This window comes from Streptomyces sp. NPDC014734 (assembly GCF_043083325.1).
GTDB lineage: Bacteria > Actinomycetota > Actinomycetes > Streptomycetales > Streptomycetaceae > Streptomyces.
This window is the reverse complement of sequence record NZ_JBIBYN010000002.1, coordinates 505,531-531,087: the sequence shown is the minus strand read 5'-3', so window position 1 is coordinate 531,087 and position 25,557 is coordinate 505,531. Positions and strand designations below refer to the sequence as shown.

Annotated in this window: 26 protein-coding genes; 10 read left to right on the top strand and 16 right to left on the bottom strand. The window is 69.7% G+C overall.

Going from position 1 to position 25,557, the window contains the following annotated elements; translation table 11 throughout:
- Positions 1-69 precede the first annotated feature (69 nt).
- The 3 genes from ACF1CT_RS06275 to ACF1CT_RS06265 all read left to right on the top strand — a co-directional run bounded on the left by ACF1CT_RS06275 (position 70) and on the right by ACF1CT_RS06265 (position 5,630).
- Positions 70-1,368 carry a M18 family aminopeptidase gene (locus tag ACF1CT_RS06275; RefSeq protein WP_391782574.1) on the top strand — a complete coding sequence of 433 codons (1,299 nt, stop codon included), beginning with the start codon at positions 70-72 and terminating at the stop codon, positions 1,366-1,368.
- Positions 1,369-1,602: 234 nt separating this feature from the next.
- Positions 1,603-4,584 (top strand): BTAD domain-containing putative transcriptional regulator, encoded by a 2,982-nt coding sequence (locus ACF1CT_RS06270; RefSeq protein ID WP_391782573.1) that lies wholly within the window; start codon positions 1,603-1,605, stop codon positions 4,582-4,584.
- 299 nt (positions 4,585-4,883) lie between these two features.
- Complete coding sequence (locus ACF1CT_RS06265; protein WP_391782572.1) at positions 4,884-5,630, top strand: DUF4232 domain-containing protein; 747 nt, start codon at positions 4,884-4,886, stop codon at positions 5,628-5,630.
- A gap of 104 nt (positions 5,631-5,734) precedes the next feature.
- On the opposite strand, the gene ACF1CT_RS06260 is transcribed toward ACF1CT_RS06265, so the two are convergent.
- Complete coding sequence (locus ACF1CT_RS06260; RefSeq protein ID WP_391782571.1) at positions 5,735-7,558, bottom strand: NHL domain-containing thioredoxin family protein; 1,824 nt, start codon at positions 7,556-7,558, stop codon at positions 5,735-5,737.
- A gap of 243 nt (positions 7,559-7,801) precedes the next feature.
- Positions 7,802-7,999 (bottom strand): hypothetical protein, encoded by a 198-nt coding sequence (locus ACF1CT_RS06255; protein WP_391782570.1) that lies wholly within the window; start codon positions 7,997-7,999, stop codon positions 7,802-7,804.
- 131 nt (positions 8,000-8,130) lie between these two features.
- Between ACF1CT_RS06255 and ACF1CT_RS06250 the strand changes: the two genes are divergently transcribed.
- On the top strand, positions 8,131-8,862 hold the full coding sequence (locus ACF1CT_RS06250) for an XRE family transcriptional regulator (protein WP_391782569.1): 732 nt from the start codon (positions 8,131-8,133) through the stop codon (positions 8,860-8,862).
- A 60-nt stretch (positions 8,863-8,922) separates the two neighbouring features.
- Here the strand turns inward: ACF1CT_RS06250 and ACF1CT_RS06245 are convergent, their stop codons facing one another.
- Genes ACF1CT_RS06245 through ACF1CT_RS06235 form a run of 3 tightly spaced genes read right to left on the bottom strand, consistent with a single transcriptional unit; the run spans position 8,923 to position 10,626 of the window.
- A complete protein-coding gene (locus tag ACF1CT_RS06245; RefSeq protein ID WP_391782568.1) occupies positions 8,923-9,765 on the bottom strand; it encodes a zinc ribbon domain-containing protein in 843 nt (280 codons plus the stop codon).
- A gap of 30 nt (positions 9,766-9,795) precedes the next feature.
- Complete coding sequence (locus tag ACF1CT_RS06240; RefSeq protein ID WP_391782567.1) at positions 9,796-10,470, bottom strand: recombinase family protein; 675 nt, start codon at positions 10,468-10,470, stop codon at positions 9,796-9,798.
- Positions 10,471-10,494: 24 nt separating this feature from the next.
- A complete protein-coding gene (locus ACF1CT_RS06235) occupies positions 10,495-10,626 on the bottom strand; it encodes a hypothetical protein (RefSeq protein WP_391782650.1) in 132 nt (43 codons plus the stop codon).
- A 64-nt stretch (positions 10,627-10,690) separates the two neighbouring features.
- Here ACF1CT_RS06235 and ACF1CT_RS06230 point away from each other — a divergent pair, with 64 nt between their 5' ends.
- Positions 10,691-11,182, top strand: coding sequence for an LURP-one-related/scramblase family protein (locus ACF1CT_RS06230; RefSeq protein WP_391782566.1), 492 nt, complete (start codon positions 10,691-10,693; stop codon positions 11,180-11,182).
- A gap of 107 nt (positions 11,183-11,289) precedes the next feature.
- Here ACF1CT_RS06230 and ACF1CT_RS06225 read toward each other — a convergent pair whose 3' ends face one another.
- Positions 11,290-12,090 carry a carbon-nitrogen family hydrolase gene (locus ACF1CT_RS06225; RefSeq protein WP_391782565.1) on the bottom strand — a complete coding sequence of 267 codons (801 nt, stop codon included), beginning with the start codon at positions 12,088-12,090 and terminating at the stop codon, positions 11,290-11,292.
- 194 nt (positions 12,091-12,284) lie between these two features.
- Here ACF1CT_RS06225 and ACF1CT_RS06220 point away from each other — a divergent pair, with 194 nt between their 5' ends.
- Positions 12,285-13,109 (top strand): maleylpyruvate isomerase family mycothiol-dependent enzyme, encoded by an 825-nt coding sequence (locus ACF1CT_RS06220; RefSeq protein WP_391782564.1) that lies wholly within the window; start codon positions 12,285-12,287, stop codon positions 13,107-13,109.
- A gap of 100 nt (positions 13,110-13,209) precedes the next feature.
- Here the strand turns inward: ACF1CT_RS06220 and ACF1CT_RS06215 are convergent, their stop codons facing one another.
- A complete protein-coding gene (locus tag ACF1CT_RS06215) occupies positions 13,210-14,520 on the bottom strand; it encodes a nitrate/nitrite transporter (RefSeq protein ID WP_391782563.1) in 1,311 nt (436 codons plus the stop codon).
- Positions 14,517-15,209: a GntR family transcriptional regulator gene (locus ACF1CT_RS06210; RefSeq protein WP_391782562.1), complete on the bottom strand. Its 693-nt coding sequence runs from the start codon at positions 15,207-15,209 to the stop codon at positions 14,517-14,519. The genes ACF1CT_RS06215 and ACF1CT_RS06210 overlap by 4 nt, the downstream gene beginning before the upstream one ends.
- A gap of 378 nt (positions 15,210-15,587) precedes the next feature.
- On the opposite strand from ACF1CT_RS06210, the gene ACF1CT_RS06205 reads away from it, so the two are divergent.
- Positions 15,588-16,487: a D-alanyl-D-alanine carboxypeptidase family protein gene (locus tag ACF1CT_RS06205; RefSeq protein WP_391782561.1), complete on the top strand. Its 900-nt coding sequence runs from the start codon at positions 15,588-15,590 to the stop codon at positions 16,485-16,487.
- 203 nt (positions 16,488-16,690) lie between these two features.
- Here ACF1CT_RS06205 and ACF1CT_RS06200 read toward each other — a convergent pair whose 3' ends face one another.
- A complete protein-coding gene (locus ACF1CT_RS06200) occupies positions 16,691-17,773 on the bottom strand; it encodes a hypothetical protein (RefSeq protein ID WP_391782560.1) in 1,083 nt (360 codons plus the stop codon).
- Between the two features lie 396 nt (positions 17,774-18,169).
- Here ACF1CT_RS06200 and ACF1CT_RS06195 point away from each other — a divergent pair, with 396 nt between their 5' ends.
- Entirely contained in the window at positions 18,170-18,823 is a 654-nt protein-coding gene (locus ACF1CT_RS06195) for a class I SAM-dependent DNA methyltransferase (RefSeq protein ID WP_391782559.1), read from the top strand.
- Between the two features lie 33 nt (positions 18,824-18,856).
- Here ACF1CT_RS06195 and ACF1CT_RS06190 read toward each other — a convergent pair whose 3' ends face one another.
- Positions 18,857-19,039 carry a DUF397 domain-containing protein gene (locus ACF1CT_RS06190; RefSeq protein ID WP_391782558.1) on the bottom strand — a complete coding sequence of 61 codons (183 nt, stop codon included), beginning with the start codon at positions 19,037-19,039 and terminating at the stop codon, positions 18,857-18,859.
- The gene (locus tag ACF1CT_RS06185; protein WP_391782557.1) at positions 19,036-19,926 is read right to left on the bottom strand and encodes a helix-turn-helix domain-containing protein; all 891 of its coding nucleotides are present in this window, start codon (positions 19,924-19,926) and stop codon (positions 19,036-19,038) included. The genes ACF1CT_RS06190 and ACF1CT_RS06185 overlap by 4 nt, the downstream gene beginning before the upstream one ends.
- A 263-nt stretch (positions 19,927-20,189) precedes the next feature.
- Here ACF1CT_RS06185 and ACF1CT_RS06180 point away from each other — a divergent pair, with 263 nt between their 5' ends.
- Positions 20,190-20,693, top strand: a complete 504-nt coding sequence (locus ACF1CT_RS06180) for an ATP-binding protein (protein WP_391782556.1) — start codon at positions 20,190-20,192, stop codon at positions 20,691-20,693.
- A 141-nt stretch (positions 20,694-20,834) separates the two neighbouring features.
- Here the strand turns inward: ACF1CT_RS06180 and ACF1CT_RS06175 are convergent, their stop codons facing one another.
- From ACF1CT_RS06175 to ACF1CT_RS06165, 3 genes are all read right to left on the bottom strand, one after another.
- Positions 20,835-21,224 (bottom strand): VOC family protein, encoded by a 390-nt coding sequence (locus ACF1CT_RS06175; protein WP_391782555.1) that lies wholly within the window; start codon positions 21,222-21,224, stop codon positions 20,835-20,837.
- A gap of 143 nt (positions 21,225-21,367) precedes the next feature.
- Positions 21,368-22,051: an SMI1/KNR4 family protein gene (locus ACF1CT_RS06170; RefSeq protein ID WP_391782554.1), complete on the bottom strand. Its 684-nt coding sequence runs from the start codon at positions 22,049-22,051 to the stop codon at positions 21,368-21,370.
- Between the two features lie 110 nt (positions 22,052-22,161).
- Positions 22,162-22,293 (bottom strand): hypothetical protein, encoded by a 132-nt coding sequence (locus ACF1CT_RS06165; protein WP_391782553.1) that lies wholly within the window; start codon positions 22,291-22,293, stop codon positions 22,162-22,164.
- A 107-nt stretch (positions 22,294-22,400) separates the two neighbouring features.
- Between ACF1CT_RS06165 and ACF1CT_RS06160 the strand changes: the two genes are divergently transcribed.
- Positions 22,401-23,165 carry an alpha/beta hydrolase gene (locus ACF1CT_RS06160; protein WP_391782552.1) on the top strand — a complete coding sequence of 255 codons (765 nt, stop codon included), beginning with the start codon at positions 22,401-22,403 and terminating at the stop codon, positions 23,163-23,165.
- Positions 23,166-23,335: 170 nt separating this feature from the next.
- On the opposite strand, the gene ACF1CT_RS06155 is transcribed toward ACF1CT_RS06160, so the two are convergent.
- Positions 23,336-23,842: a DUF2004 domain-containing protein gene (locus ACF1CT_RS06155; protein WP_391782551.1), complete on the bottom strand. Its 507-nt coding sequence runs from the start codon at positions 23,840-23,842 to the stop codon at positions 23,336-23,338.
- Positions 23,843-24,114: 272 nt separating this feature from the next.
- Positions 24,115-25,548 (bottom strand): dihydrolipoamide acetyltransferase family protein, encoded by a 1,434-nt coding sequence (locus ACF1CT_RS06150; RefSeq protein ID WP_391782550.1) that lies wholly within the window; start codon positions 25,546-25,548, stop codon positions 24,115-24,117.
- Positions 25,549-25,557 lie beyond the last annotated feature (9 nt).

Below are 25,557 nucleotides of genomic sequence, written 5' to 3'. Positions count from 1 at the left end.
CATCCCCCGGGACGGGCGCCGCGGGCAACCGAGGAATCTCCCGGCCCCGGCCTCGTTAAAGTGAGGAACATGAGTTCCTCCCCCCGCTTCGATCGCGGTCACACCGACGACCTGATGGCCTTCCTGATGGCCTCTCCCTCCCCCTACCACGCGGTCGCCACCGCGGCCGAGCGGCTGGAGAAGGCAGGGTTCCGGCAGGTGGCGGAGACCGCGTCCTGGGACGGCACCAGTGGGGGGAAGTACGTCCTGCGCGGCGGCGCGATCGTGGCCTGGTACGTGCCGGAGGGCGCCGAGGCGCACACCCCGTACCGGATCGTCGGGGCCCACACCGACTCGCCGAACCTGCGGGTCAAGCCGCTGCCCGACACCGGGGCGTACGGCTGGCGCCAGGTCGCGGTGGAGATCTACGGCGGGACGCTCCTCAACACCTGGCTCGACCGTGATCTCGGGCTCGCCGGCCGGATCTCACTGGCCGGGGGCACGCACCGGCTGGTGAACATCGACCGCCCGCTGCTGCGGGTACCGCAGCTGGCCGTGCACCTGGACCGGTCGGCCAACCCGGACGGCCTGAAGCTCGACCGGCAGAAGCACATGCAGCCGATCTGGGGGCTCGGGGACGTCGAGGAGGGCGACCTGATCCGGTTCGTCGCCGAGGAGGCGGGCGTCGACGCCGACGACATCATCGGCTGGGACCTGATGCCGCACCCCGTCGAGCCGCCCGCCTACCTGGGCCGGGACCGCGAGCTGCTGGCCGGTCCCCGGATGGACAACCTGCTCTCCGTGCACGCGGCGACGGCCGCGCTCGCCGCCGTCGCCGGTCAGCCGGACGCCGAGCTTCCGTACATCCCGGTCATGGCCGCCTTCGATCACGAGGAGAACGGCTCCCAGTCCGACACCGGCGCCGACGGCCCGCTGCTCGGCACGGTCCTGGAGCGTTCCGTCTTCGCGCGCGGCGGCACGTACGAGGACCGGGCGCGGGCCTTCGCCGGAACCGTCTGTCTCTCCTCCGACACCGGCCACGCGGTCCACCCCAACTACGCCGAGCGCCACGACCCGACGCACCACCCGGTCGTCAACGGCGGACCGATCCTCAAGGTCAACGTCAACATGCGGTACGCGACCGACGGCAGCGGCCGGGCCGTCTTCGCCGAGGCGTGCGGCAGGGCGGGCGTGCCGTGGCAGACGTTCGTCTCCAACAACTCGATGCCGTGCGGCACCACCATCGGGCCGATCACCGCCGCCCGGCACGGCATCCAGACCGTGGACATCGGCGTCGCGATCCTGTCGATGCACAGCGCCCGTGAACTGTGCGGCGCGGACGACCCGTATCTGCTGGCCAACGCACTGTCGGCGTTCCTCGCGGGCTGAGGCCGGGGGAACCGCCTTCGACCGGCGACGGCCCCCGAGGCGATGAACGGCCGTCGGACCGGACAACGGCCGTCCGTCGGCCCGGAATCCGGCCCGGGAATCCGGTCCTGCATCCGGTCCTGCATCCAGTCCGGACCGGCGGTCTCCGGCACCGTGTTTTCCCGGCACCCTCGATATCCTGGGACTTTGCCAGTGCCCCTTTCTGGGCGCACCCGCCCGGAAGGGGAGACGCCCGTGGAGTTCAGGCTGCTCGGTACGGTCTCCGTCGACACGTTCACCGGACCACTGCCGCTCGGTCCCGCCAAACGCCGCAGTCTGCTCGCCGCATTGCTGCTGTCCGCCAACACACCCGTCTCCATCGCCCGGCTGACCGACTCCCTGTGGGACGACGCACCGCCGCTGCACGCCCGCAGCGTCATCCAGGGGCATGTGTCCCGGCTCCGCGCGCTCCTGGTGGACGCCGACGCCGAGGCGTACGGGGTGGAGCTGGTCACGCTCGGCGACGCGTATCTGCTGCGGCTGCCGGAGACGTTGCTGGACTCGCACCGGTTCGAGGAACTGTTGCTGCTGGCGCGGGAGCAGCGCAACCCGGCCGACTCCGTGCTGATGCTCAAGGAGGCCCTGTCGCTGTGGCAGGGACCGGCACTCACCGGTGTGTTCGCCGCGCCACCGCTCCAGGCAGCCGCGCACTCGCTGGAGGAGTCGCGGCTGGCGACGGTCGAGCAGCTCGCGCGTGCCTACGCGGCGATGGGGGAGCACAGCCGGGCCGCCGCCGTGCTGCGCACGGAGGCGGTCGCGCACCCGATGCGGGAGTCGCTGGCCGCGGCCCTGATGACGGCGCTCTACCGGGCCGGGCGCCAGTCCGAGGCGCTGGGCTGGTTCCACCGCACCAGGCGGCTGCTCGCCGACGAGCTGGGCATCGACCCGGGGCACGAACTCGCCGACGCGTACGCGTTGATCCTGCGCGGCGACCCGGGACCGGCACCCCTCACGGACCGGTTCGACGGCACCGTCGAACCGGTCCGCGGCAGGGCTGCCGAGAACGACCCGGCCCCGGTCACCGGCACAGGCCCGACAGCCACCGGCCCGAGCCCCGGTACCACCGGCGCGGTCCCGACAGCCGCCGACCCGGGCCCGTCCACCACCGGCGCAGGCCCCATAACCACCGGCCCGAGCCCCGCATCCACCGGCCCGAAGCCCACAACCACCGGCGCAGGCGCGGCAGTCGGCGTGGAGGGTTCCCCCGCCGTCCCACCGTCCCGTCCCTCCGCCGCACCCGTCCTCGTGGTCGGCGATCCGCACCCCACCGATCTGCTGCCCCGCGCACCCCGCGGCTTCCAGGGGCGGACCGGCGAGCTGGCCGCGCTCAGCCGGGCCGCGGCGGGCGAGGCACCCGTCTGCCTGGTCACCGGGCCGGCCGGAGTGGGAAAGACCGCACTGGCCCTCCAGTGGGCGCACCGCAACACCGCCGCGTTCCCGGACGGACGGCTCTTCGCCGATCTTCGCGGGTTCAGCGACACCGGTGAGCCCGAGCCCATGGAGGTTCTGCGCGAGTTCCTGTTGGCGCTGGGCGTCGCCCCGCGGCGCGTCCCCGAGTCCGTGCCCGCCGCGGCCGCGCTCTTCCGGTCGCTGACCGACCGGCGCCGACTGCTCGTCGTCCTCGACAACGCCCGCGAATCCGCCGCGGTCAGGCCACTGCTGCCGGGCGGCGCCGACTGCGTCACGCTGGTCACCAGCCGGAACCGGCTGGAGGGCCTCATCGCCTCGGACGCGGCCCGTCCCGTGCCGGTCGACGTCCTCGAACCGCCGGACGGCACCGCGCTGCTGGCCGGAGTGCTCGGTGAGGACCGGGTCCTTGCCGAACCCGTGGCGGCTCGCCGACTCGCCGAACTGTGCGGGGGCCTGCCACTGGCCCTGCGGGTCACCGCGGCCCGGCTGGCGGGACGCCCCCGGTGGACGCTGGCGGGCATGGCAGACGAACTGGCCGACGAACGCAGCCGACTGACGTATCTCGACGTGGACGACACCGGTGTCCCGGCCGCGCTGCGGCTTACCGTCCAGCAGCTTCCCCCGGACGCCGTCCACCAGTTCACCCGGCTCGGGCACCACCCGGGCAGTCACTTCGACCCGTACACGGCCGCCGCGCTCGCCGATACGGACCCGGTCGCCGCCGCCACCGCGCTGGAGCGGCTCGCCACCGCCCACCTCGTCACCGAGACGACCCCGGGCCACTGGGTGCTGCACGACCTGGTGCGCCTCTACGCCCGCGGCCTGGACCCCGCCGCCGAGGGCGAGGCACTCCTCAACGTCCTCGACCACTACACCGCCACCGCGCTCGCCGCCGCCGACACGGCCGAACCCGGCGGTGAGCCCTGCTTCGTCCTGCCGGAGGGGTTCCGCGCGCCCGCCGCCGTCCGGGACTTCACCGACCGGGCCACGGCCATGCGCTGGCTCGCCGCCGAACGCGACGACCTGTGCCTGGCCGCCATCGCGGCCCGGGCCGCGGGACTCCACGACCGGGCCTGGCGGATCATCCTGCTCCAGTGGCCGCAGGTCGTGTGGCGGGTACGGGACAACTGGTCCCCGCTGCTGGAACTGGCCCTCGACTCCGCCCGCTGCCAGAAGGATCCGTACGCCGAGTCACGGGTGCTCAACCTGCTGGGCTGGGTACTCACCGAGGAGGGCAGGACCGCGGAGGCCATCGCCCTGCTCGAACGCTCGCCGGACCTCGCCCGCCGAGCCGGTGACCGGCTCGGCGAGGCGACCGCGCTGATCAATCTGGCGGTCGTCCAGGCGGAGCAGGGGGGTCTGGACACGGCGTTGGAGGACTGCGCGCGCGCCGTCGACCTGGCCCGCGAGGAGGCCGACGCGCACACCGAGATGCTCGCCCTCCAGCATCTCGCCCGGATGCAGCTCACCGCGAACCGGCCTCAGGAAGCCCTCGATTCGGCCCGGACCGCGCTCGACCTCGGGCCCGAACACGAGGAGGTGGCCCGCCGGATCCTGCTGCTGACCGTCGGCGGGGAGGCCATGCTCGCGCTCGGCGACGAGGAGGAGGGCATCCGGCTGCTGGACCTGGCGGCCGTGGAGGCGGAACGCGCCGGGTACGACCAGGGGGCGGTGCGGGCCCTCGAAGCACTGCTGCGGGTCACCGCGCGCACGGAGTACCGCAGGCGGTACGAAGAGGCGGTCGGGCGACTCACCGACGACCACTGACCCAGACGCCCGGCCCAAGCCGCCTGGCCCAGCCCTCCCGTTCGAAGCCGTCCGGCCCGAACCGCCCGGACCAAACCGCCCGCCCCAGACGCCCGGACCGAACCGCCCGGCCGAAGCTCCGAGCAGCGGTGAAGGGACGCACGGAAGCACGGTCGACGACGTCAGCGGGACGTCAGCCGGACGACAGCGGAACATGAGCGGCAGACCCCAGACTCATGGATGTCAGCAGGTCAGAGGCGCTCGCCACATGACCGGGGCGTCCGCCTCCCATCGCACTCGTCACACTCGGGGGAATTTCCATGAGTACCTTCCGCAACCGCTCCGCCGCCCTCGCCGCCGCGACCACCGCCGTGCTCGCCCTGGCGCTCACCGCCTGCGGGGGTGACGACACCGGCACGAAGTCCGCCGGCCCGGCGAACGACACGGCACTTGCCGGTGCTTCGGCGGACGCCTCCCAGCCCGCCACCGACGCGACGACCACCGCGAAGACCGGCGGTACCGCGCAGAACGCCGGAACCACGAAGACGGACAGCTCGAAGACCGGCGCGTCCAACGGCGGCGCCAAGGCGGGCGGCGACACCAGCGACAGCTACGCCTACAAGCACCCGTGCAAGAGCGAGGACCTGTCGGTGCGTGTGTACCCCCGCGAGGGTTCGACCACCCAGCACGTGATCGAGGTCAACAACGTCGGTGCGAACTCCTGCGGTCTGAGCTACTACCCGCGGGTCAGCCTGGGTGCCGCGAAGGCCTCGGACCACAGCTCCGACATCACGCCGGCCGTTCCCGGCGGCCTGGGCGGCGCCCCCGCTTACCCGGTCAAGCCCAAGACGGCCGCCATCGCGGTGATCGACCTCAACCCGGGCGGTGCGAACGGTGTGACCTGGGTCAACGAGATGAACGTGCTCGCCGACGACGACCACATGCCCAACGCGGACACGCAGAACTTCGACCTCGGCCCCGATGTGAAGGTCAACAACCCGAAGCTGGGCCTCTACCAGAACACGGTTGCCGACGCCGTGAGCTCCATGAAGCAGGCGGGTTCCTGACCCGCCGGGCCGGGCCGCACGACGGGCCGCGGTGTGCGACGACTCCCCCGCGCCGCACACCGCACCGACACGGGGGCCCTCCGCTTCCGGCGCCGTGCGCTCCCTCAGACCTGGTCGTCCAGTCCCGCCAGCACCAGCGGCAGTCGGGGCGTTCCCTCCGCACTCACGCGGACGGGGACGCCCCAGTCCTGTTGGTGGACGTGGCAGGCCGGGTACTCGTTCGACGGATCGTCGTCGCAGGAGGCGGCCATCGCGGAGACGTGCAGCACCCCCTCGGTGATCCCGTCGGCGAGGACCAGGTCGCGGAAGAGGTCGGTGCCCGCTCCCGCCCCCTCCGCCAGGAGCTCCGGCGGGGTCGCCGAGACCAGCAGCCGGGTCGAGGGGCCGTAGCGGGTGTCCAGCTTCTGCCCGGCGGGCGCCCGGAAGACCACATCGAGCCGGAGCGTGCCCGGGGCGATCTCGGTGGCGGCGCGCTGCGTGCGATGTGCCCGCTCGTCGACGCGCACGGCCTCCTCCGGCAGCCGCAGCCGGGTCAGCCGGTGCCGTGCGGACTCGACGACGACGAGATCACCGTCGGCCAGCACCGCGTCGCTGGGCTCGCGCAGGTCCGTGGCCAGGGTGGTGACCTCGCCGCTCGCGGGGTCGTAGCGGCGCAGCGCGTGGTTGTACGTGTCGCAGACGGCGACGGATCCGTCGGGCAGCGCGGTCACTCCCAGCGGGTGCTGGAACAGCGCCTGGTCCGCGGCGCCGTCGCGGTGCCCGAAATCGAAGAGTCCGGTGCCGACGGCCGTACGGACGGCGAAGCCGTCGCCGTCGCGCTCGACGTACCGGAGCGCGGACGTCTCCGAGTCCGCGACCCACAGCCGCTCCCCGTCCGCCGAAACGGCGAGCCCCGAGGGCTGGGCGAACCACGCCTCCTCGGCCGGTCCGTCGACAAGTCCCTCGTTGGTCGTGCCGGCCCCGACCCGCACGGACCCCGTCGCCGGGTCGTACGTCCACAGCTGGTGGACCCCGGCCATGGCGATCCACAGCCGGTCCGCGAACCAGGCGACGTCCCACGGCGAGGAGAGGTCGACCTCGCGGGCCGGGCCGGAGGTCGGCGATCCCTGCCACCACTGGCTGCCGGTACCGGCAAGGGTCGTCACCGTTCCCGTGGTGCGGTCCAGGGCCCGCACGGTGTGGTTCACGGTGTCCGCGACGGCGATCCGGCCGTCCGGCAGTTCGGCGAGCCCCTGAGGTTCGGAGAACCGGGCCCCTTCGAAGCCGCCGTCGGCGTACCCGCGGTCGCCGGTGCCGACATACCGACGGACCGTTTCGCCGTCGGATTCGATCTCGGCCAGGCGGTGGCGGGTGGTGTCGGAGACGAGGAAGCCGCCGTCGGGCAGGAGCAGTGCCTTGCCGGGGAACCGCAGATGCGTGGCGACCGGCTCGGGCGGGACGTAGGGGCCGTCGCCCCGGCGCAGCGTGCCCTTCGCCGCGTGCTCGGTCTCCAGCTCCTCGACCAGCTTCTCGATGGCGTGCGCATGGCCCTCGCCCGCGTGCTGCGCGACGACGTAGCCCTCGGGGTCGATGACGACAAGGGTGGGCCAGGCCCGTACGGCGTACTGCTTCCAGGTCGCGAGTTCCGGGTCGTCGAGGACCGGGTGCCGGACCTCGTAGCGTTCGACCGCATCGACGACCGCCCGGTGTTCGGCCTCGTGGACGAACTTCGGCGAGTGGACACCGATGATCACGACGGTGTCGCGGTGTTTCTCCTCCAGCTCGCGAAGCTCGTCGAGGACGTGCAGACAGTTCACACAGCAGAAGGTCCAGAAATCTAGCACCAATGTGCGACCTCGGAAGTCCGAGAGGGACAGTTCCTTGCCACCGGTGTTGATCCAGGACCGTCCTTGCAGCTCAGGGGCGCGGACGCGGACACGCTTGCTCATGCGTCCAAGCGTGCCACTACCACCACGGTGACCACGACGCCCCACCCCACTACGCCCGCCTCACATGCTCCGGCGACACCAGCCATTCAGCACCCCCGCCCACGGGCCCGAGGAACGCCGTAGGACGCTTGCGGCGCAGCCCCGGGGACTCGCCAGGGTCCTCGTAGTCAGGAACCACGTCCCGCAGGATGCCGACCCGCCCCGCCGCATCCTCCACGCGTGCGCCGATGTCCTTCCGCGTGATCACTGGTGGCCGTCCGGGTGCCGACGCATCAAAACGTTGCAGTCGGACACCGTACTCATGTCGCCCACCGTGCGGGACCGATCACGCACGTTCGCGAGTTCGGTACAGCCCGGACACCCCTCCACCGGGGACGGCTCCAACTCCATACGCAACGGCAGTTCCACCACGCCGGTCTGATACCTCGTCGGTTCGCTCATTGCGCGATCGTGACGCGCCCTCACGGACGTATCCATTCCGAACGAAGGACGGTTGGACCATTCTTCGCTACGGTCACAGAAAGGCCCAAACGTCTACGGGGGACCTCTTGAACTCTGCCCTACGATCAGCTATGGCGGATGCTGGTGTCAGCACGCGTCAGCTCGCCATGCATATTGGTGTGACTGGCAAGACGATCGAGCGATGGCTAGCGGATGCCGAACTGACGCCCCACGCACGGAACCGCGATGACGCCTCTCGGGCGTTGGGAGTGGACGAGGAAATGATCTGGCCGCAAGTAGTCAAGGACCGCATCAAGAGCGGCCACGACCGCGAACTGGTCCACAGCTACCCGTACCGTTCCGCGTGCCCGTCAACGGTGTGGAGCGAGTTGATCAGCGATGCCACCACAGAACTGTTCTTCGCCGGATACACGAACTACTTCCTGTGGACCCAGGTTCCGGCGTTCCCTGACATGCTGCGCCGGAAGGTCGCTTCCGGGTGTCGCGTCCGCTTCCTGCTGGGCGACCCCGACGGCGACGTGACCCGTCAGCGGGAAAGCATCGAGGACGTGGCCTTGACTGTCTCCACACGCATCCGCATCACTCTGGAGCACCTTGACCGTCTCGGCCCGCTGGAGGGTCTTGAGACACGCTTCAGCGCTCCAGAAGACGCGATCAACCATGTGAGCCTGTCGGTGTTCCGCTTCGATGCCGACGCGCTCGTGACTCCTCACCTCGCCCGGCTGGTCGGCCACGATTCCCCGCTCCTCCACCTCCACAAGCGGGGCGACGGTGGCATGTTCGACCGGTTCAGCGAGCATGGCGAGGAACTCTGGAACGGTGCGGCACCCAAGCGTCCGTAACGTCAGCACCCGGACACGAGAGAGACCGCCCACCATCGGTGAACGGTCTCTCGGGCAGGCTTACGCCCCCAGGTCATCCGAGTGGTCTGCCCACGCGATGTCACAGCGCTCATGGCCGACGAACCGCGCGCCCCGGCGCCCCTTGCTGACGGTCACGGAGTCCATCGCGAGACGGAGCCGTTCCCGCCGCCCCGCCGTATCGCTGGCTTTCCACGCTTCTCGGAGAAGTTCCCCGTCCAATAGCGGGGTCATATCGATGGTCGGCGCTGGCATCTCAGCGAGACCAATGCGCAGCCCCTCGATGCGCCCTCGGAGTCTTCCCGCAAGCCTGTTGTATCGGTCGATTGCGTCCGTTCCGCTGAACTCCCCTCGCACATAACGAGCTTCCTCAAGGTCAGCGAGACGTGCGTCCTCCTCGCGGATCTCCGCCTCGATGGCACTGCGCTTCGCGAACACTTCCGGATCTTCCTGCTTCACCCAGCGCTCCGCGATGACGGCAAGGAGGTCATCGTCGGGCTCAAGGGAGGGAAGACGACGCAGAAACGCGTCACTCACGTAGGTATCAAGACTTTCGACCCGTGCTGTGACTCCGATGCAACCGCGTCCCATCCGGTTCGAGGAACAGGCATACGACGTTCCCGCTTGGCTCATGCGTGCCCCGCACAGACCGCAGCGGGCAATCCCGGTGAGGAGCGCTGTCCCCTGCTTGTGTCCGTGACGCTTTCCGGCAAGCGGGAAGGTGCGGGACTCAAGCTGTCTGATGATGAGTTCGCGTTCTCCCACCGTGATGATGCCTTCACCGATGCTCACGGTGTCCAGGGTCTCGGGATCACGGTACGGAATGACCTTCGAGCCGTACTTCCGGGTACCGTCCGCAGCCTCTTCGTACGTTGTCTGAGGCATGAGCCCTGCGAAGGCGGGACCGCGAAGCAACTACATCACGCTGGACGAGTTCCACTTCCCACCACGCGATGACTCGATCCCGTGCTCATTCAGGAAGCGCGCCACATGTACGAGCGCCTTCCCCGAGAGTGCTTCGTCAGCGATCAGACGCGCGTACACAGCCGTCTCCGGGTCGTGCACGAGTCTCTTGGTGTCCGGGTCCACCTTGAGCCCGTACGGGGGCTGACCGCCGATCCATTGACCACGCTGCCGCAGAAACCGCTTCGCGCTGCTGACACGCATGCCCAGGTTCCGGGACTCGTTGCGGGCAAGCTCAGCGAGGAGCGCGATGGTGACGCGGGCGCTGTCGTTCGCCGTATCGAGACCGTCCATGACGGACACGAGCCGTCCGCCCACACGGCTGAAGTCGTCCAGCGCCTTGCCGACTTCACCGATTCCCTTACGGCTCAACCGGTCGAGCTTCCACACGATCAGCACGCCGACGACACCCGACGTCACAGCGGTGATCGCAGCATCGAAGCCCTTGCGGCTGACGCTCTTGTACCCGGACCGTCCCCGGTCGATGTGAACCTTGCGGACCGTGATCCCGTTGCGCTCCGCCCACGCGCGGCAGTCCGCTTCCTGGCGGTCGATCGCGGTCTTGCCCTCCCTGTCCAGCGACAGGCGTAGGTACAGGTCAGCAATGGTGTGGTGATGCACGTTCACCCTATCTGGAGTTCCCTCAATGATTCAGGACGTCCAGAAGTCCAGGACCACGATGCGTCCTCGCAGGTCGGCGAGGGTGTACTGCTGGTCGCCTGTATTGAGCCAGCCGCCCTTGCCGATCAGCTCGGGGGCCCTGACGCGCGCACGTGTTGCCATGTGAACAGTCAACATCACCGTGGCCCGCACGCATTCCTGCGGGTCCTGGGGGAACCTGTGAGCCATGAGATTCCAGGTACGTGAACGCCTCTTCGCCATCGGTGACGACTACTGGATCGAGGACGCGGACGGCCGCAAGGTCTTCCTCGTCGACGGCAAGGCCATGCGGGTCCGCGACACCTTCGAGCTGAAGGACTCCGAGGGCCGCGTGCTGATCGAGATCCGGCAGAAGCTGCTGAGTCTGCGGGACACCATGCTCATCGAGCGCGGCGGAGAACAACTCGCCAAGATCAGGCGCAAACGTCTGTCGCTGCTGCGCAACCACTACCGGGTCACACTGGTGGACGGCACCGAGCTGGACGTCAGCGGCAAGATCCTGGACCGCGAGTTCGCCATCGACTACGACGGGGAGCTGCTCGCCCAGATCTCGCGGCGCTGGCTGACCGTTCGTGACACCTACGGCATCGATATCGTGCGGGAGGACGCCGACCTGGCCCTCCTCATCGCCGTATCGGTGTGCGTCATCGTGCTCGCGGAGAAGGAACACGACGACTGATCCACCACCTCACCGCCCCACCGATCGATGGGTCTGCCCCGTTTCACGTGAAACGGGGCATCCGGGCGAACCGCCCCCGGGCGGTTCGCCGGAACCTCCGGGAGGCCCTACGCGTCGGCCACGGGCACGGCCAGCCCCAGGCGGCGGTCCTTGAGCGCGGGAAACTGCTCGCGCGTCGTCGCCACCTTCGCCGGGTCGAACTCCACGTTCAGCACCTCCTCGTCCGCCCCCGCCTCCGCGAGGATCTCGCCCCAGGGGTCGACGACCATGCTGTGTCCGGCCTGCTGAACCCCGCCGTGGGTACCGGCGGTGGCGACGGCCAGGACATACGCCTGGTTCTCCACGGCCCGCGCCTGTGCCAGCAGCGTCCAGTGGGCGCGACGCCGTTCGGGCCAGCCGGCCGCCACGACCAGTGTCTCGGCGCCCGCGTCCACAAGGCCCCGGAACATCTCCGGGAAGCGCAGGTCGTAGCAGGTGGCGAGGCCCAGGGTGGTCTGCGGCAGGGCGACCGTCACCAGTTCCTCACCGGCGCCCATCATCACCGCCTCGCCCTGGTCGAAGCCGAAGCGGTGGATCTTGCGGTAGGCGGCGGCACACTCGCCCTCGGGAGTGAGGACGAGCGCGGTGTTGTAGAGCGTGCCGTCCGGTGCGCGCTCGACGAAGGAGCCCGCGTGCAGCCAGACTCCGGCGTCGGCGGCGGCCTTCGCCATGATCTCGTGGGTGGGCCCCAGAAGCGGTTCGGCCTCGTCCGCGAACGCGGAGTAGGCGAAGGCGCCGACCGGCCAGAGTTCGGGAAGGACCACCAGGTCGGCGCCGCGCTCGGCGGCGATCAGTTCCGCCGCCCGCCGCCTGCGGGAGTCGACGGATTCGTCCGGGTCTACTGCGATCTGGATGAGGGAGGCGCGCACACTACCACCGTCCTGGCATTCGAGCCGTCAACACAGGCCTACGATCGTCACACGAAAGCACTGCCGGGGTGCCTGATCGCAGCGTAACTTAGCGACCGAACCTCCCACGCAGCCCACCGTCCGCCGTCCGCAGCCCGCGGCCCGCCCGCGCCCAGCACTCAGCCCACGCACCGCAGAACCGCACGAGGGGTCCCGTGACCGTCCATCCCAGCCTTCAGACCTATGCCGATGCCTGGACCCACTCCATCGAGTCGATAGTCGAGCTGGTGAAGCCGCTCGCCGAAGCGGAGTGGAACCGCCGCACTCCGTGTCCCGCCTGGTCCGTGCGCGACATCGTCTCGCACATCATCGGTATGGAGTGCGAGCAGCTCGGCGATCCGCGTCCGATCCACACGCTGCCGCGCGACCTCTACCACATGCAGAACGACCTCGCCCGTTACATGGAGATGCAGGTCGATGTGCGGCGCCACCACACCTCCCCGGAGATGCTCGCCGAGCTGGAGTACACGATCATTCGCCGCGCCCGTCAGCTGCGCAACGAGAACCGTGACCCGCAGACCCTGATCCGGGCGCCGCTCGGCGCCGAGCAGACCCTCGAAGTGGCGCTGCGGATGCGGGCGTTCGACATCTGGGTGCACGAGCAGGATCTGCGTGCGGCGCTGGGCCGGCCGGGCAATCTGGACTCGCCCGGCGCCACCATCGTCCGGGACGTCCTGCTCGACGAGTTGCCGAAGGTGGTCGCCAAGGACGCCGGGGCGCCCGCCCATTCGGCGGTGGTGATCGATGTGAACGGACCTGTCGAGTTTCTGCGCACGGTCAGGGTCGACGCGGAAGGACGCGGTTCGGTGGACGGCTCGCCGTCGCTCGGCCCTGCCGTGACTCTGGCGATGGACTGGGAGACGTACGCACGTCTCGCCTGCGGACGGGTGCGCGCGGGCGCGGTCGCGGACCGCGTCAAGGTCGAGGGCGATCCGGACCTGGCCGAGGCGATCCTGCGGAACTTCGCCGTGACACCGTGACCGGCACGGCGGCCTGACGCCGTCACGTCCCGGATTTCGCGCCACCGCGGTCGGCTGCGCCCGTCGGGTCAGGACGGGCGCGCCGCCGACCGGATGCCGGTCACACGGGGACGTGCACGGCCTCCACGCGGCTGACCACATGGTGTTCGCGCTCGCGGTGCGTGGCCCGGGAGTGCAGTCGCAGGATCTGGACGACGCCGAGCGCCTCCAGTACGAAGACCGTGGCGAACGCGATCCGGTAGTCGTCGCCGGTGGCGTCCAGCAGCACGCCGACGGCGAACAGCGTGGTCATCGAGGCGATGAAGCCGCCCATGTTGACGATGCCCGACGCGGTTCCCTGGCGCTCCGGCGGGTTGGCGGGCCGGGCGAAGTCGAACCCGATCATCGAGGCCGGGCCGCACGCGCCGAGCACCACGCACAGAACGATGAGCAGCCACATCGGCGCGTGGCCGCCCGGGCAGAAGATGACCGACGCCCAGAGCAGGGCCGTCACCCCGACCGTCCCGAGCGCCAGTGGGGCGCGGGCCGCGTGGTGCCGGGCGATGATCTGCCCGTAGACCAGCCCGAACGCCATGTTGGAGAGCACCACCAGGGTGAGCAGCTCACCGGCGGTGGACCTGCTCAGCCCCTGCGCCTCCACCAGGAACGGCAGCCCCCACAGCAGCAGGAACACCATGGCCGGGAACTGCGTGGTGAAGTGCACCCACATGCCGAGCCGGGTGCCGGGCTCCCGCCAGGCGTCGGCGATCTGCCTGCGCACGAAGGCGGCACCCGCGTGCTCGACGGGCGGCGGCTCATGGCCCTCGGGGTGGTCCTTCAGGAACAGCAGCAGCAGGACCAGGACGACGACCCCGGCGGCCGAACTGCCGACGAAGGTGGTGGTCCAGCCGAACCCGTGCAGGGCCCGGGCGATGAAGAGCGTCGAGACGAGATTGCCCGCCATCCCGATGAGTGCCGCGACCTGGCCGATCAGCGGACCGCGCCGGGCCGGGAACCAGCGGGCGCCGAGCCGCAGCACACTGATGAACGTCATCGCGTCACCGCAGCCGAGCAGCGCCCTGGAGGCCAGCGCCATGCCATACGAGGGCGACAGCGCGAAGCCGAGCTGCCCGAGCGTGAACAGCACGGCCCCGAAGGTGAGCACCTTCTTGGTACCGAGCCGGTCGACCATCAGGCCGACGGGTATCTGCATCCCCGCGTAGACGAGCAGCTGAAGTATGGAGAACGTGGAGAGCGCGGAGGCGTTGACGTGGAAGCGGTCGGCGGCGTCGAGCCCGGCGACGCCCAGACTGGTGCGGAAGATGATGGCGACGAAGTAGACGGCGACCCCGATGCCCCACACCCACGCGGCGCGCCGGCCACCGGGTGGATCACCGGGCAGGGACAGGGTGGGAGCGGCGGCTGAACTCACCGGTCCTCACCCCTGACCAGCACCTTGACCCGGCTGACATGGCGCCGCACGACCTGCGCGGCGCCGTCGGCGTCGCCGGCTCTGATCGCCTCCAGCAGCTCGCCGTGCTCGGTGATGTTCGCGGTGATCCTGTCCGGGTGTGCCTCCATCACGGCGACTCCCATCCGCAACTGCCGGTCCCGCAACTGGTCGTAGAGGCGGGAGAGAATGTCGTTGCCCGCGTTGCGCACGATCTCCGCGTGGAAGCAGCGGTCCTTCACGGACACGGCGGCCAGATCGCCTTCCCGGGCCAACTGCCGCTGCTCGTCGAGAAGTTCTTCCAGCCGTCCGATCAACTGCGCGGAGGCGGGCACCGCCTTGCGGACCGCGAACTCCTCGACCAGCAGCCGGGTCTCCACCACGTCGGCGATCTCCTGGGCGGAGACGGCGAGCACGAGGGCGCCCTTCTTCGGGTACAGCTTGATCAGCCCCTCGACCTCCAGGCGGAGCAGCGCCTCCCGGACCGGAGTGCGGGAGACTCCGGTGGCCTCGGCGAGATCGCCCTCGGTGAGCAGGGTGCCGCCCTCGTAGCGGCGCTCCAGGACCGCTTCCTTGATGTGGGTGTAGACGCGCTCGGCGGCGGGTGGCCGCTTGGAGCCGGGCTTGAGCGAGTGGACAGGGGGCTTCACGGCCGGGGGTGAGGCAGGCATGCACACAGGATAGATACAACATGCGTACATGACGAATTTCTGTCCGGACTCCGACCACCGGGGGGCATGAAGGGGCGGCCGACACGGCAGCACCGGGCGGCACGGCGGCACCGGGCGACACGGCAGTACGGGGCGACACGACAGTGCGGGGCGCCGCGGGGCGGCAGGACGGCACTGCAACGCGGGGCGACACGGCCCGGCAGGACGGCCGGCCGACGCCCGGCACCCACCGCCTTGACCATCCCCTGAACCGCCCTTGACTCCGAAATTGCCCCGATAACCCCGGGAAACCACGCATCCATTCCCGCGGCTCGTGAGTCTCATCACCGAGCGGCACCTTCATGTGGCCGCATTTCAGGGGCATTTGGAGCAACCAAGTTGAAAATCGGCTTTAAGCGCATCAACCGCGTTTCCGCCACTGCCACGGTGGCTCTCACCGCAGGTGCCGTCATCGCGGGCAGCGTGTTCGCCTCCTCCGCGCAGGCCGCCGCACCGCCCGTCCCGAAGATCACCGCCAAGGGCGGCTTCGTGATGAACAGCGGAAACGGCAAGGCCCTGTACGCCAAGACCGCGGACACTCGCCGTTCCACCGGTTCCACCACGAAGATCATGACCGCCAAGGTCGTCCTGGACCAGAAGAATGTGAACCTGGACTCCAAGGTCACGATCCAGAAGGCATACAGCGACTACATCGTCTCCAAGGGCGCCTCGTCGGCCCGTCTGATCGTGGGCGACAAGGTCACGGTCCGCCAGCTGCTGTACGGCCTGATGCTGCCGTCCGGCTGCGACGCCGCGTACGCCCTCGCAGACAAGTTCGGTTCGGGCTCGACCCGCGCGGCCCGGGTGAAGTCGTTCGTCGGCAAGATGAACGCCTCCGCCAAGTCCCTCGGTCTGAAGAACACCCACTTCGACTCGTTCGACGGCATAGGGAACGGCACGAACTACTCGACGCCGCGCGACCTGACGAAGATCGCCTCCAGCGCGATGAAGAACTCCACGTTCCGCTCGATCGTGAAGACCAGGTCGACCAAGCAGAAGGTCACCACGAAGTCCGGCGGCTACCGCTACATGTCGTGGGCCAACACCAACACGATGCTCGGCAGCTACAGCGGCGCGATCGGCGTGAAGACCGGTTCCGGCCCGACGGCCAAGTACTGCCTGGTCTTCGCCGCGACCCGCAACGGCAAGACGATCGTCGGCACCGTGCTGGCCTCGACCAACGCGACCAACCGGTCGGCGGACATGAAGAAGATCATGGACTACGGCTTCAAGAAGTAGCCCGGTCCGGCACCGCGCACACGGAGGGGTCCCGCGCCACGCGGGACCCCTCCCGCCGTCACGTACCGCCCTGCCCGATCGCCCTGCTCTGCCCTGCCCTGCCCGATCGCCCGGCACGCGATGCCGGCACGCAACCCCGCACGCAGCCCCGTCACACAGTCGCATCCGGCCCCGGCACGAGTCGGGGACGGGGCCGCTCGCCATCAGCCTGCGCCGTCACCCTCCGCCGATGCGATGGCCGGCACGTGCGCACCACCCGTCCGCAGCGCGGCGCGGACCAATGCACGGCCCCTGACGGCCGTACGGGCACGGACACCGATGTCGGCGTCACGGCGTGAACCGCCACCACCACCATCACCGCCGCCACCACCGCCGGTGGCGCGAACGCAGTCGCGGCACGTGCCTTCGCGCGGGATCGGTCGGCGGCATTCGACGCATTCGGCCCCGCGTGGCCGGACCGGTCCGGCCGACTCGGGCGACGGCGGGGGCAGTTTGCGGCTCAGGCGGTTCCCCAGGAACGCCGAGGCGGAGTGGATACGTGCGGGCAGCCCGCCCAGGAGGGCCCCGGCGAGGTCACGGTGGTCGTAGCCGCGCTCCAGCCAGGCGGAGACCAACGGCGCGAGGCCCAGCGCCTCGCCCGCGCCCAACCGCAGTCGGGGTTCCGGCCCGATCGCCCGCAGCAGCGTGGCCACGGCCGCACCGTGCGCCCCGGCCGTCGAAGGACCGGCACGGCCCCGATCACCCCCGCCTCCGGCACAGACCCCCGAATCGACCGCCCCGGCCATCCCCGGCGGCTCGCCCTCCCCCGGACCGGTACGAACACCCCCCGTACCCACCACGCCCGGCGGTCGGCGCCGACGCCGACCGGGGAGGGAGGGTTTTTTCCTTCGGTCCTTTACGGGGTTGGCACCCGCGCCACCGGCGGTCGGCCCACCGGAACCCGGACGGCCGGTACCCGGTACGACCTGGCGCTCGGCCTCCGGGCCCGGAACGGCCTGCGGGGTGTCGTAGACATGGGACTCGCTGACACACGTTCCGTCGTCACGACGGAACGTGCGGACCCGGTAGTACCCGAAGGCCGTCAGCTCCCGCAGCGCCTTCGCGACCGCGAGACGGCCCTGCGGGCTGGCGTCGGCCATCTGCCGACCGTCCTCGGACCAGCCGTCCGGACGGGAGAGAAGATCGGCCAGCAGACCGCGCGCGGTGTACGACAACCGCCGGTCCTGCAACAACGCGTTGGGAAGAACAGTGAAACCGCGCGCATGGCGGCTACGATGAATCTGCATGGGGAGTTTGGTCCTTGTGCCGGACCCCGGAGCGTTGGCGCGCTGCCGGGGTCATTTCATCTGATCCAAGGTGACAGAACGTGCCACGTCCACCACACTCGGTTTCCGTGGCAGGTTCATGCCTCTGCCGGATGCGACGGCACGTGCCGCTGCCCCGTCGCACCCCTGCGCTCGCCTTCCGGACACCGGATTCAACGCGACAGCAGCGCCCTCCGTGCCGCGGACTCGTCGCAACCGCGCGCCTCGGGTCGCTTCGGCCCAGATGAACAGCCCCACCATGAGAGAGCACAACTCCGCGCAGCTTCCGTCACGTTGCAACGCCGCCGGGTCCTACCGCCGCCTTCATGACCAGATCACAGCAGGTACAGGGACAGCCCCCGAGAATGAGGAACCGCCTTGCCCGCACAGCACGACATCGCCACCGAGACCGAACTGTGGGACGTCTACGCCGCTTCGGCCTTCAAGACCGACATGGAGCCGGTCTTCTGCTGGACCCAGTACACCGGTCACGGCCCCGGTCCCGAACTGCTCGGCTCCCCGCGCTCCGTCCTGGAGATCGGCTGCGGCACCGGCCGCTCCCTCGCCCATCTCGCCCGACTGGGCATCGCCGCCAGGGGAATCGACCTGTCTCCCGTCATGGTCGAGAAGACCTCCGCGAAATGGGCCGGTACCGGTGCGGAGTTCGTGTGCGCCGAGGTCCTGGACCATCTGAGCGAGCACGAGGACACGTACGACGCCGTCTACTCCATTTTCGGAGCCGCCTGGTTCAGCGACCCGAGCCGCCTCTTCCCACTCGTCCGCCGGCGCCTCACCCCCGGCGGCGTCTTCGTCTTCTCGCAGCCACCGGCCATCCCCGGCGCGTACGGACCGCAGGGCATGTACAAGGGCGGTTTCGCGGGCAGGGCGATGTACACCTACCGCTACAGCTACCGCCCCGCCCTGTGGGAACGCCTGCTCATCCGCGCCGGATTCGCCACGGCCGAGGCACAGGTTCTGGACGCTCCCCGTCCGGGTCACATCGGGACGCTGCTCGTACGCGCGAACGCGTAAAAACTCCGGAAGTCTCGGCCGGGCCGTTCCGGGTCAGTCGGACCGGACCAGGCCGTCCTGGAAGGCATCCCACGCGGCGGGGGCGACTATCAGGACCGGACCGGCGGGATTCTTGGAGTCACGGACGGCGACGGTGTGGGGTATGTTGCGGGCGATTTCGACGCACTCGCTGGCCGTTGCGCTGTAGCTGGATTTACGGAAACAGAACGTGTTCATCTGGTCATTTCCTTCGCGATGCTGTCGATGAACTGAATGGAGTCGTACGGCGCCAGGCTCATGCGTGCCGCCTGGTTGAAGAGGTTGACGAACACCTCACTCTCTCCGGCATGCTCCACCCAGATCGTGGACCGGGGAGTGTCCATGTGCACGACATCGACAGCTTCGTCCTCTCCGAATGACAGCACATTGAACGGTCCGCCGATGCACGGATGGCCACCCGCCCAGAATGGCAGCACCTGGATATGAACATTCGGGAGCTCGGCGAGTTGGCACAGATGCCCGAGTTGGCGCGCCATCACGTGGGGTCCGCCCATCAGCTGGCGGAACGCCGCCTCCCAGATGACCGCGTGGATGCGAAGTGGATCGTCGCCCTGCAATCTGGCCTGCCGCTTCGCTCTGCCAGCGACGATGTCCTCGATCCGGTCGATGTCGTCCCAGGACATGTCGGCCACACCCATGGCCCGCGTGTACTCAGCGGTCTGGAACAAGCCCGGGATGATGGCCATTTGCCATTGACGCACCTTGACCGCCACATCCTCCATCGCGATGTAGTCGGCCTGAGTCGCCAGTGTGGGAGTTTCGTTCCACCACCCCTTGACCTTGCGGCGCTCCCGGTCTGTCCTGGCCAACTCCAGCAAGTACGCGCGGACCTTCGGATCCCCGACACCGTACGCACCGCAGAGCGCGATGATGTCCGGATCACGCATGGGAACCCATCCGCTTTCCATCTTCACCACTTTGGTCTGGGTAGCGCTGAGTACATCGGCCGCCTCGCGCTGGGTCCGGCCCGCCGCCACTCGTAGCCTCTGAAGCTCCCCGCCCAGCCGTCGACCGAGAACGGTGGAGACGCGGTTGCCATTGGCTTTCCTGCCGGCTGTCTGCATTTCGCCCTCCCGATGAACGCCCTCAGTGTCGCAGCTAGTTGGGCGCCCACAGCACTCTTTAATCCGTACGGGGAATATATGACCCAGAGTCTTGAGTCCCGCACATTGGCGACGCTACGTTCGGTGCCGAACTGATCACGTTGTTCAGGCGGAAGCGCACCGCCCTGCCCCGCGCCGGAAGCGGCGCGCCGCAGCCGCGGCATCGCCACCGCTCGCACCCACGGAGGCACGCGTCCATGACCGCCCACGAGGAGTTCGCACCCATGTCCGCAACCCAAGAGGTCCCGCCGCCCTTCGCCACCGGGCTGCCCGGCCCCGCCCCCGTACTCCGCGAGGACCGGCTCGACTACGCCCCGCACCCCAGCAACGTCAGCTTCAGTCGTCGGCGCGTCGCCCGGCTCGTCACGGAGTGGGGATACCCGGAGCGGTCCGGTGACGCGGCGCTGCTGGTCAGCGAGTTGGCGACCAACGCGCTGTTGCACGGTGCCGGGCCGGAGCGGTTGTTCCGGGTCCGGCTCATCCTGGTGCCCGGCGCCCTGCGGATCGAGGTGAGCGACGCGGGCGTCGAGCGCCCGCGCGAGCGCGGGGAGCGGGTGGGGGCCGGGGACGAGACCGGGCGCGGGCTGCTGATCGTCAGCCAGGTGGCCGACCGATGGGGCGCCGAGTCCCGTGTCGTCGGCAAGACCGTATTCGCCGAACTCGACCTCACCCGCACGGAGTGCGGAAACGCCGATGGGCCCGCGCGTGGTGCGCGGGCCCATCGGTGACGTGCGAGCCAGGAGCCGTCAGGTCCGGGTGATCAGCCGCACCATCCGAACGGCGGCCTCCCGAGGAGGCACGACGCACACGTCGTCCGAGGACGGCCTCCCACCTTGTCGTCCCGGAAGGGAAGGTGCTCGGCCGATTGCTCAGTCGACGCAGAACTCGTTGCCCTCGATGTCCCGCATCGGGATGCACGACTCGTTTTCCTCATCGGCATACAGGACCGTCACGCACACCGCGCCGAGCGCGACCAGCCGATCGCGTTCGGCCTCAAGGGTGGCCAGGCGCTCCTCGCCCACGAGGCCGGTGCCGACCCGCACGTCGAGATGGACCCGGTTCTTGGCGACCTTTCCCTCGGGCACGCGCTGGAAGTACATGCGCGGTCCCTCACCCGTGGGATCGGAGGCCACGGCCCATGAACCCTGCCCCTCGGAAGGCAGCGTGATGGCGTACCCCAACACCTCGCACCAGAAGCGAGCCACGCGCTCCGGTTCTGCGCAGTCGAAAGTGACCTGGAACTTCTTGACCGTTGCCATCGGGCCACCCTAACAACGCGTACCGGCGGCCCAATTCCCGATGTGTCCCAGCGTGTTGAGCGGTGGATGAACGGAAGTGGTCCCGACCGCGCGCCGCCCCGCCCGCAGAGGTGCGTCGCTGCGGTGAAGGCGGCACGGGCTCTTCACCGAAGTGGCCGGGACACCGGCGCCGGTACACCTCCCGGGGAGAACCGCGACCTCTTCGACTCGTCCAGCGGCTCCCAGTACAGCTCGTACTCGCCGTCCTCGCGCTCCTCGTCCTCGTACGCCTCGCAGACGAATGGGCTCAGGTCGAGTACCGTCCCCCCTTGTTCCAGGACGTCGGCGACGGCTTCGAGGTACGCGGACAGCGACGGCCAGGACCGGCTGAAGTCGCCGGAGCCGTCGTGCCGCTGGATGCCGACCCGTCCTTGGTCCGGTCCCTCCCGCATGTCGATGACCTGCGCGTCCCCATTGCTGTGCGCCCACGGAATCCACTGCGGATCCCACCAGGGCTCCTTGCCGTCGGCCGGGGGCGCCTGGCCCCGCGGGGCCGACTCACCACGGCGCGGGATGTCCATGGACAGTTGTCGGAAGGAGACGATCTCGGCAATGGAACGGGGCGTTCCTCCCGGAAAGGTCATGTCCTCGGAGCGCAGGCCGTTGTGGCACGCCAGCGACTGCAACAACTCGTCGGGCAGCGCCAGGCCCATGGCCGTCTCCGCCTCCTCGATCTCCCGCGGGTCGGCGGGCGGAGCGAGGTTCTCGTAGGACACGGTCGCATGCGCCCGGAGCCAGTTGTCGATGCGCGTCCACGCGGAACGCACCGCGGATGGTTCGTATGGCATGACCGCAGTCTCCCTGCCGGCACCGACACACCCGTACACAGCGGGCGGTCATCGCCGGAGGGTGATGCGGACAAGGGCGCGGAGTGGGTCGCGGCGACGGATCACGTGCTTCACAAACGGAACCGTGAACGGATCGCCGCTGCGCGGAAGAGGAACGCGAAAAAAGGAATGAGCGGGATCGCATCGGGCTGGTAGCTTGCCTTGCGGACGACCGTGACGCCGCCCGAGGAGGTGAGACCCATGAACGCTGTATCGACGTGGGTGCTCCCCCTTCCCGTCACGGCCGGCGACTGACGTTGGTGTCGCCGGGAGCGCCTCGACAACAAGGCACTCCCGAAAGGCAACACCCGTGCACTCTCTTCAGTTCACCGACGAGTCGTCGTCGAACGGCATGGTCGAGCGCGACTTCACCATGGGCGACGTCCCCGGCGTCCTCTGGTCGCCGGCCTCCGGCACCGGTCGCGCGCCCCTGGTCCTGATGGGCCACGGCGGCGGCGCCCACAAGAAGCATCCCGCGATGACGGGCCGCGCCCGCCTTCTCGTGAACGGCTGCGGCTTCCATGTCGCCGTCATCGACGCACCCGGTCACGGCGACCGGCCGCGCTCCGCTCACGACGAGCGGGAGATCGCCGAGCTGCGCACGGCGCAGGCGGCGGGCGAGCCGGAGGGCCCGATCGTCGTCCGCTACAACGCCCGACTGGCGGAGATCGCCGTGCCCGAGTGGCAGGCGGCCCTGGACGCCCTCCAGCGACTCCCGGAGATCGGCGCCGAGGGACCGGTGGGCTACATCGGCATCGGCCTGGGCACCGCGATCGGGGTACCGCTGGTGGCGAACGAGCCCAGGATCACGGCCGCGGTCTTCGGCATGCACTGGCCCGATGCCCTGATCGAGACGGCGAAGCGGATCACCGTCCCGATCGAGTTCGACGTGCAGTGGGACAACGAGCGCATCCCGCGCGAGGGCAGCCTCGCGCTGTTCGACGCCTTCGCCTCGAAGGAGAAGACGTTGCACGCCAACGCGGGCACCCACTTCGAACTGCCCAGGTTCGAGGCCGACAGCGCGGCCCGGTTCCTCGCCCGTCACCTCGACCGGGCGGTCGCCCCACCGGCCTGAAGGTGAGCGGCAGCGGCGTCCGGTCTGCCGACCGGGCGCCGTCCCCGCGGCGCTTTCCACGGCGCTTTCCGCGGTGCTTCACGCGCTACGCGGCCTGATCGGCCTTCTCCGGGACGACCGCCGTGATCCCGCGTCCGCACGGGGTGTCGTGTCGTGCCGCGATGACGCCGTCAGCTCTCCCAGTCGACGGAGACCACCGTCCCGTCCCGGGTCGACTTGACGGCGAGTATTTGATCACTGAGATCAGGATCGAACGTGTAGTCCAGGATGACGGGGGCCCCGTCGGACAGATCGCCCAGCCATAGGCCGACACGGCTCAGGCGCATGGCTGCGGTGAAGGAATCGGCTCCGACCGCTTCACCGGCCGCGTCCCGTACGAGACGAGCAAGCGTCTCGCTGTCCTCAAGCTCCTCGACGTGGAAGTCGATGAAGTAGCGATCCTCGTGCAGGTACGTCCGCAGCGCCGTGCGAGCCGCCGTGTCGAGAGCCGACAAGTCGGTGAGGCATGCAGCAAGTGCGTCCAGCTCGTCGACGTCCGGCTCACTGGACGGTCCGGCCCACAGCTGGGCCTCCACCTCGTCGTCCCCGAGCCGTGCGGTGCCTTCCCAGACGGCGTCCGCACCATCCGGCGCGCGTGCTTCCACGCGCCCGAAGTGGGCGTGCTCAATGGCTTTCACGCGAGGCCACCGTCCTCTTGCCGTGCCGAATGCGGGCGACTCCATGGATCGGTCCACCGTAGCGAAGCCCTCTGACACCGGCCGTCGACGCCCGGGACCGTCGACGGAGTACCGACAGCCCGGACGGAAGGTGGCCCGGACGAAAAGCGGGCCCCGACGGAAGGTGGGCCCGCGCGAACTCCGCGCGGGCCCACCTCGTGCACGTACCACCGAAGGCGCTCACACCACCCGGAGCACGCGCACCACCGGGGGCGTGCGTGCCGCCGGGACCCCTACGCCCAGGTGATCAGCCGCTTCGGCTGCTCCAGGATCGCGGCGACGTCGGCCAGGACCTTGGAGCCGAGCTCGCCGTCGACCAGGCGGTGGTCGAACGACAGGGCCAGCGTGGTCACCTGACGCGGCTTCACCTTGCCCTTGTGGACCCACGGCTGGAGCTTGATCGCGCCGACCGCGAGGATCGCGGACTCGCCCGGGTTGAGGATCGGGGTGCCCGTGTCGACGCCGAAGACGCCGACGTTGGTGATGGTCACCGTGCCGCCCGCCATGGCCGCGGGGGACGTCTTGCCGTCGCGTGCCGTGGAGACCAGCTCGCCCAGTGCGGCGGCGAGTTCCGGCAGGGTCTTGTCGTGCGCGTCCTTGATGTTCGGCACGATCAGGCCGCGCGGGGTGGCGGCGGCGATGCCCAGGTTGACGTAGTGCTTGCGCACGATCTCCTGGTTCGCCTCGTCCCAGGCGGAGTTGATGTCCGGGTTGCGACGGATCGCGACCAGGAGGGCCTTGGCGATGATCAGGAGCGGGTTGACCCGCACCCCCGCCATGTCCTTGTCCTCCTTGAGCTCCGCCACCAGCTTCATCGTCCGCGTCACGTCGACGGTCACGAACTCCGTGACGTGCGGGGCGGTGAAGGCACTGCCGACCATCGCCTGGGCGATGGCCTTCCGTACGCCCTTGACCGGGATGCGGGTCTCGCGGGCACCCACCGTCGCGACGACAACCGGAGCCGGAACCTCGGCCTCGGCCGCCACCGGAGCGGCGGCAACGGGCGCCGGGGCCTGCGCCTGGGCCGGTACGGGCGTGGCCGCCGCGTGGACGTCCTCGCGGGTGATGATCCCGCCCTCGCCGGTCGGGACGACCGTCGCCAGGTCGATGCCCAGGTCCTTGGCCAGCTTGCGCACCGGCGGTTTGGCCAGCGGCCGGCTCTCCGGGACCACGGTGGCGCGGTGGCCGTTCATCTCGCCCTGGACCGCCGCCGCGGCGGCGGGTACGGAAGCGGTAGTGCCCTTGCGGGCCCGCCGCTTGGTCGAGCTCTCGGAGACGCCGTACCCCACCAGGACGGGCTGGCGGCCCTTCGGCGCCTCGTCCTCGGCCTTGTCCTCGGCTGCGACCTCGGCGACCGGCTCGGCGACCGGCGCCGGGGTCGCGTCACCGCTGCCCGGGGCCACGTCCACCGCGATGATCACCTGGCCGACGTCGACGGTCGTGCCCTCGGGGTAGCGCAGCTCGTGCACCACGCCGTCGAACGGAATGGGCAGCTCCACGGCCGCCTTCGCCGTCTCGACCTCGCACACGACCTGGCCGTCGGCGACCGTGTCGCCGGGCTGGACGTACCACTTGAGGATCTCGGCCTCGGTAAGGCCCTCGCCCACGTCGGGCATCTTGAACTCGCGGAAGCGGGCCGCGTTGGAAGTGTCGGTCATCGTTGTCACGTCCCAGTC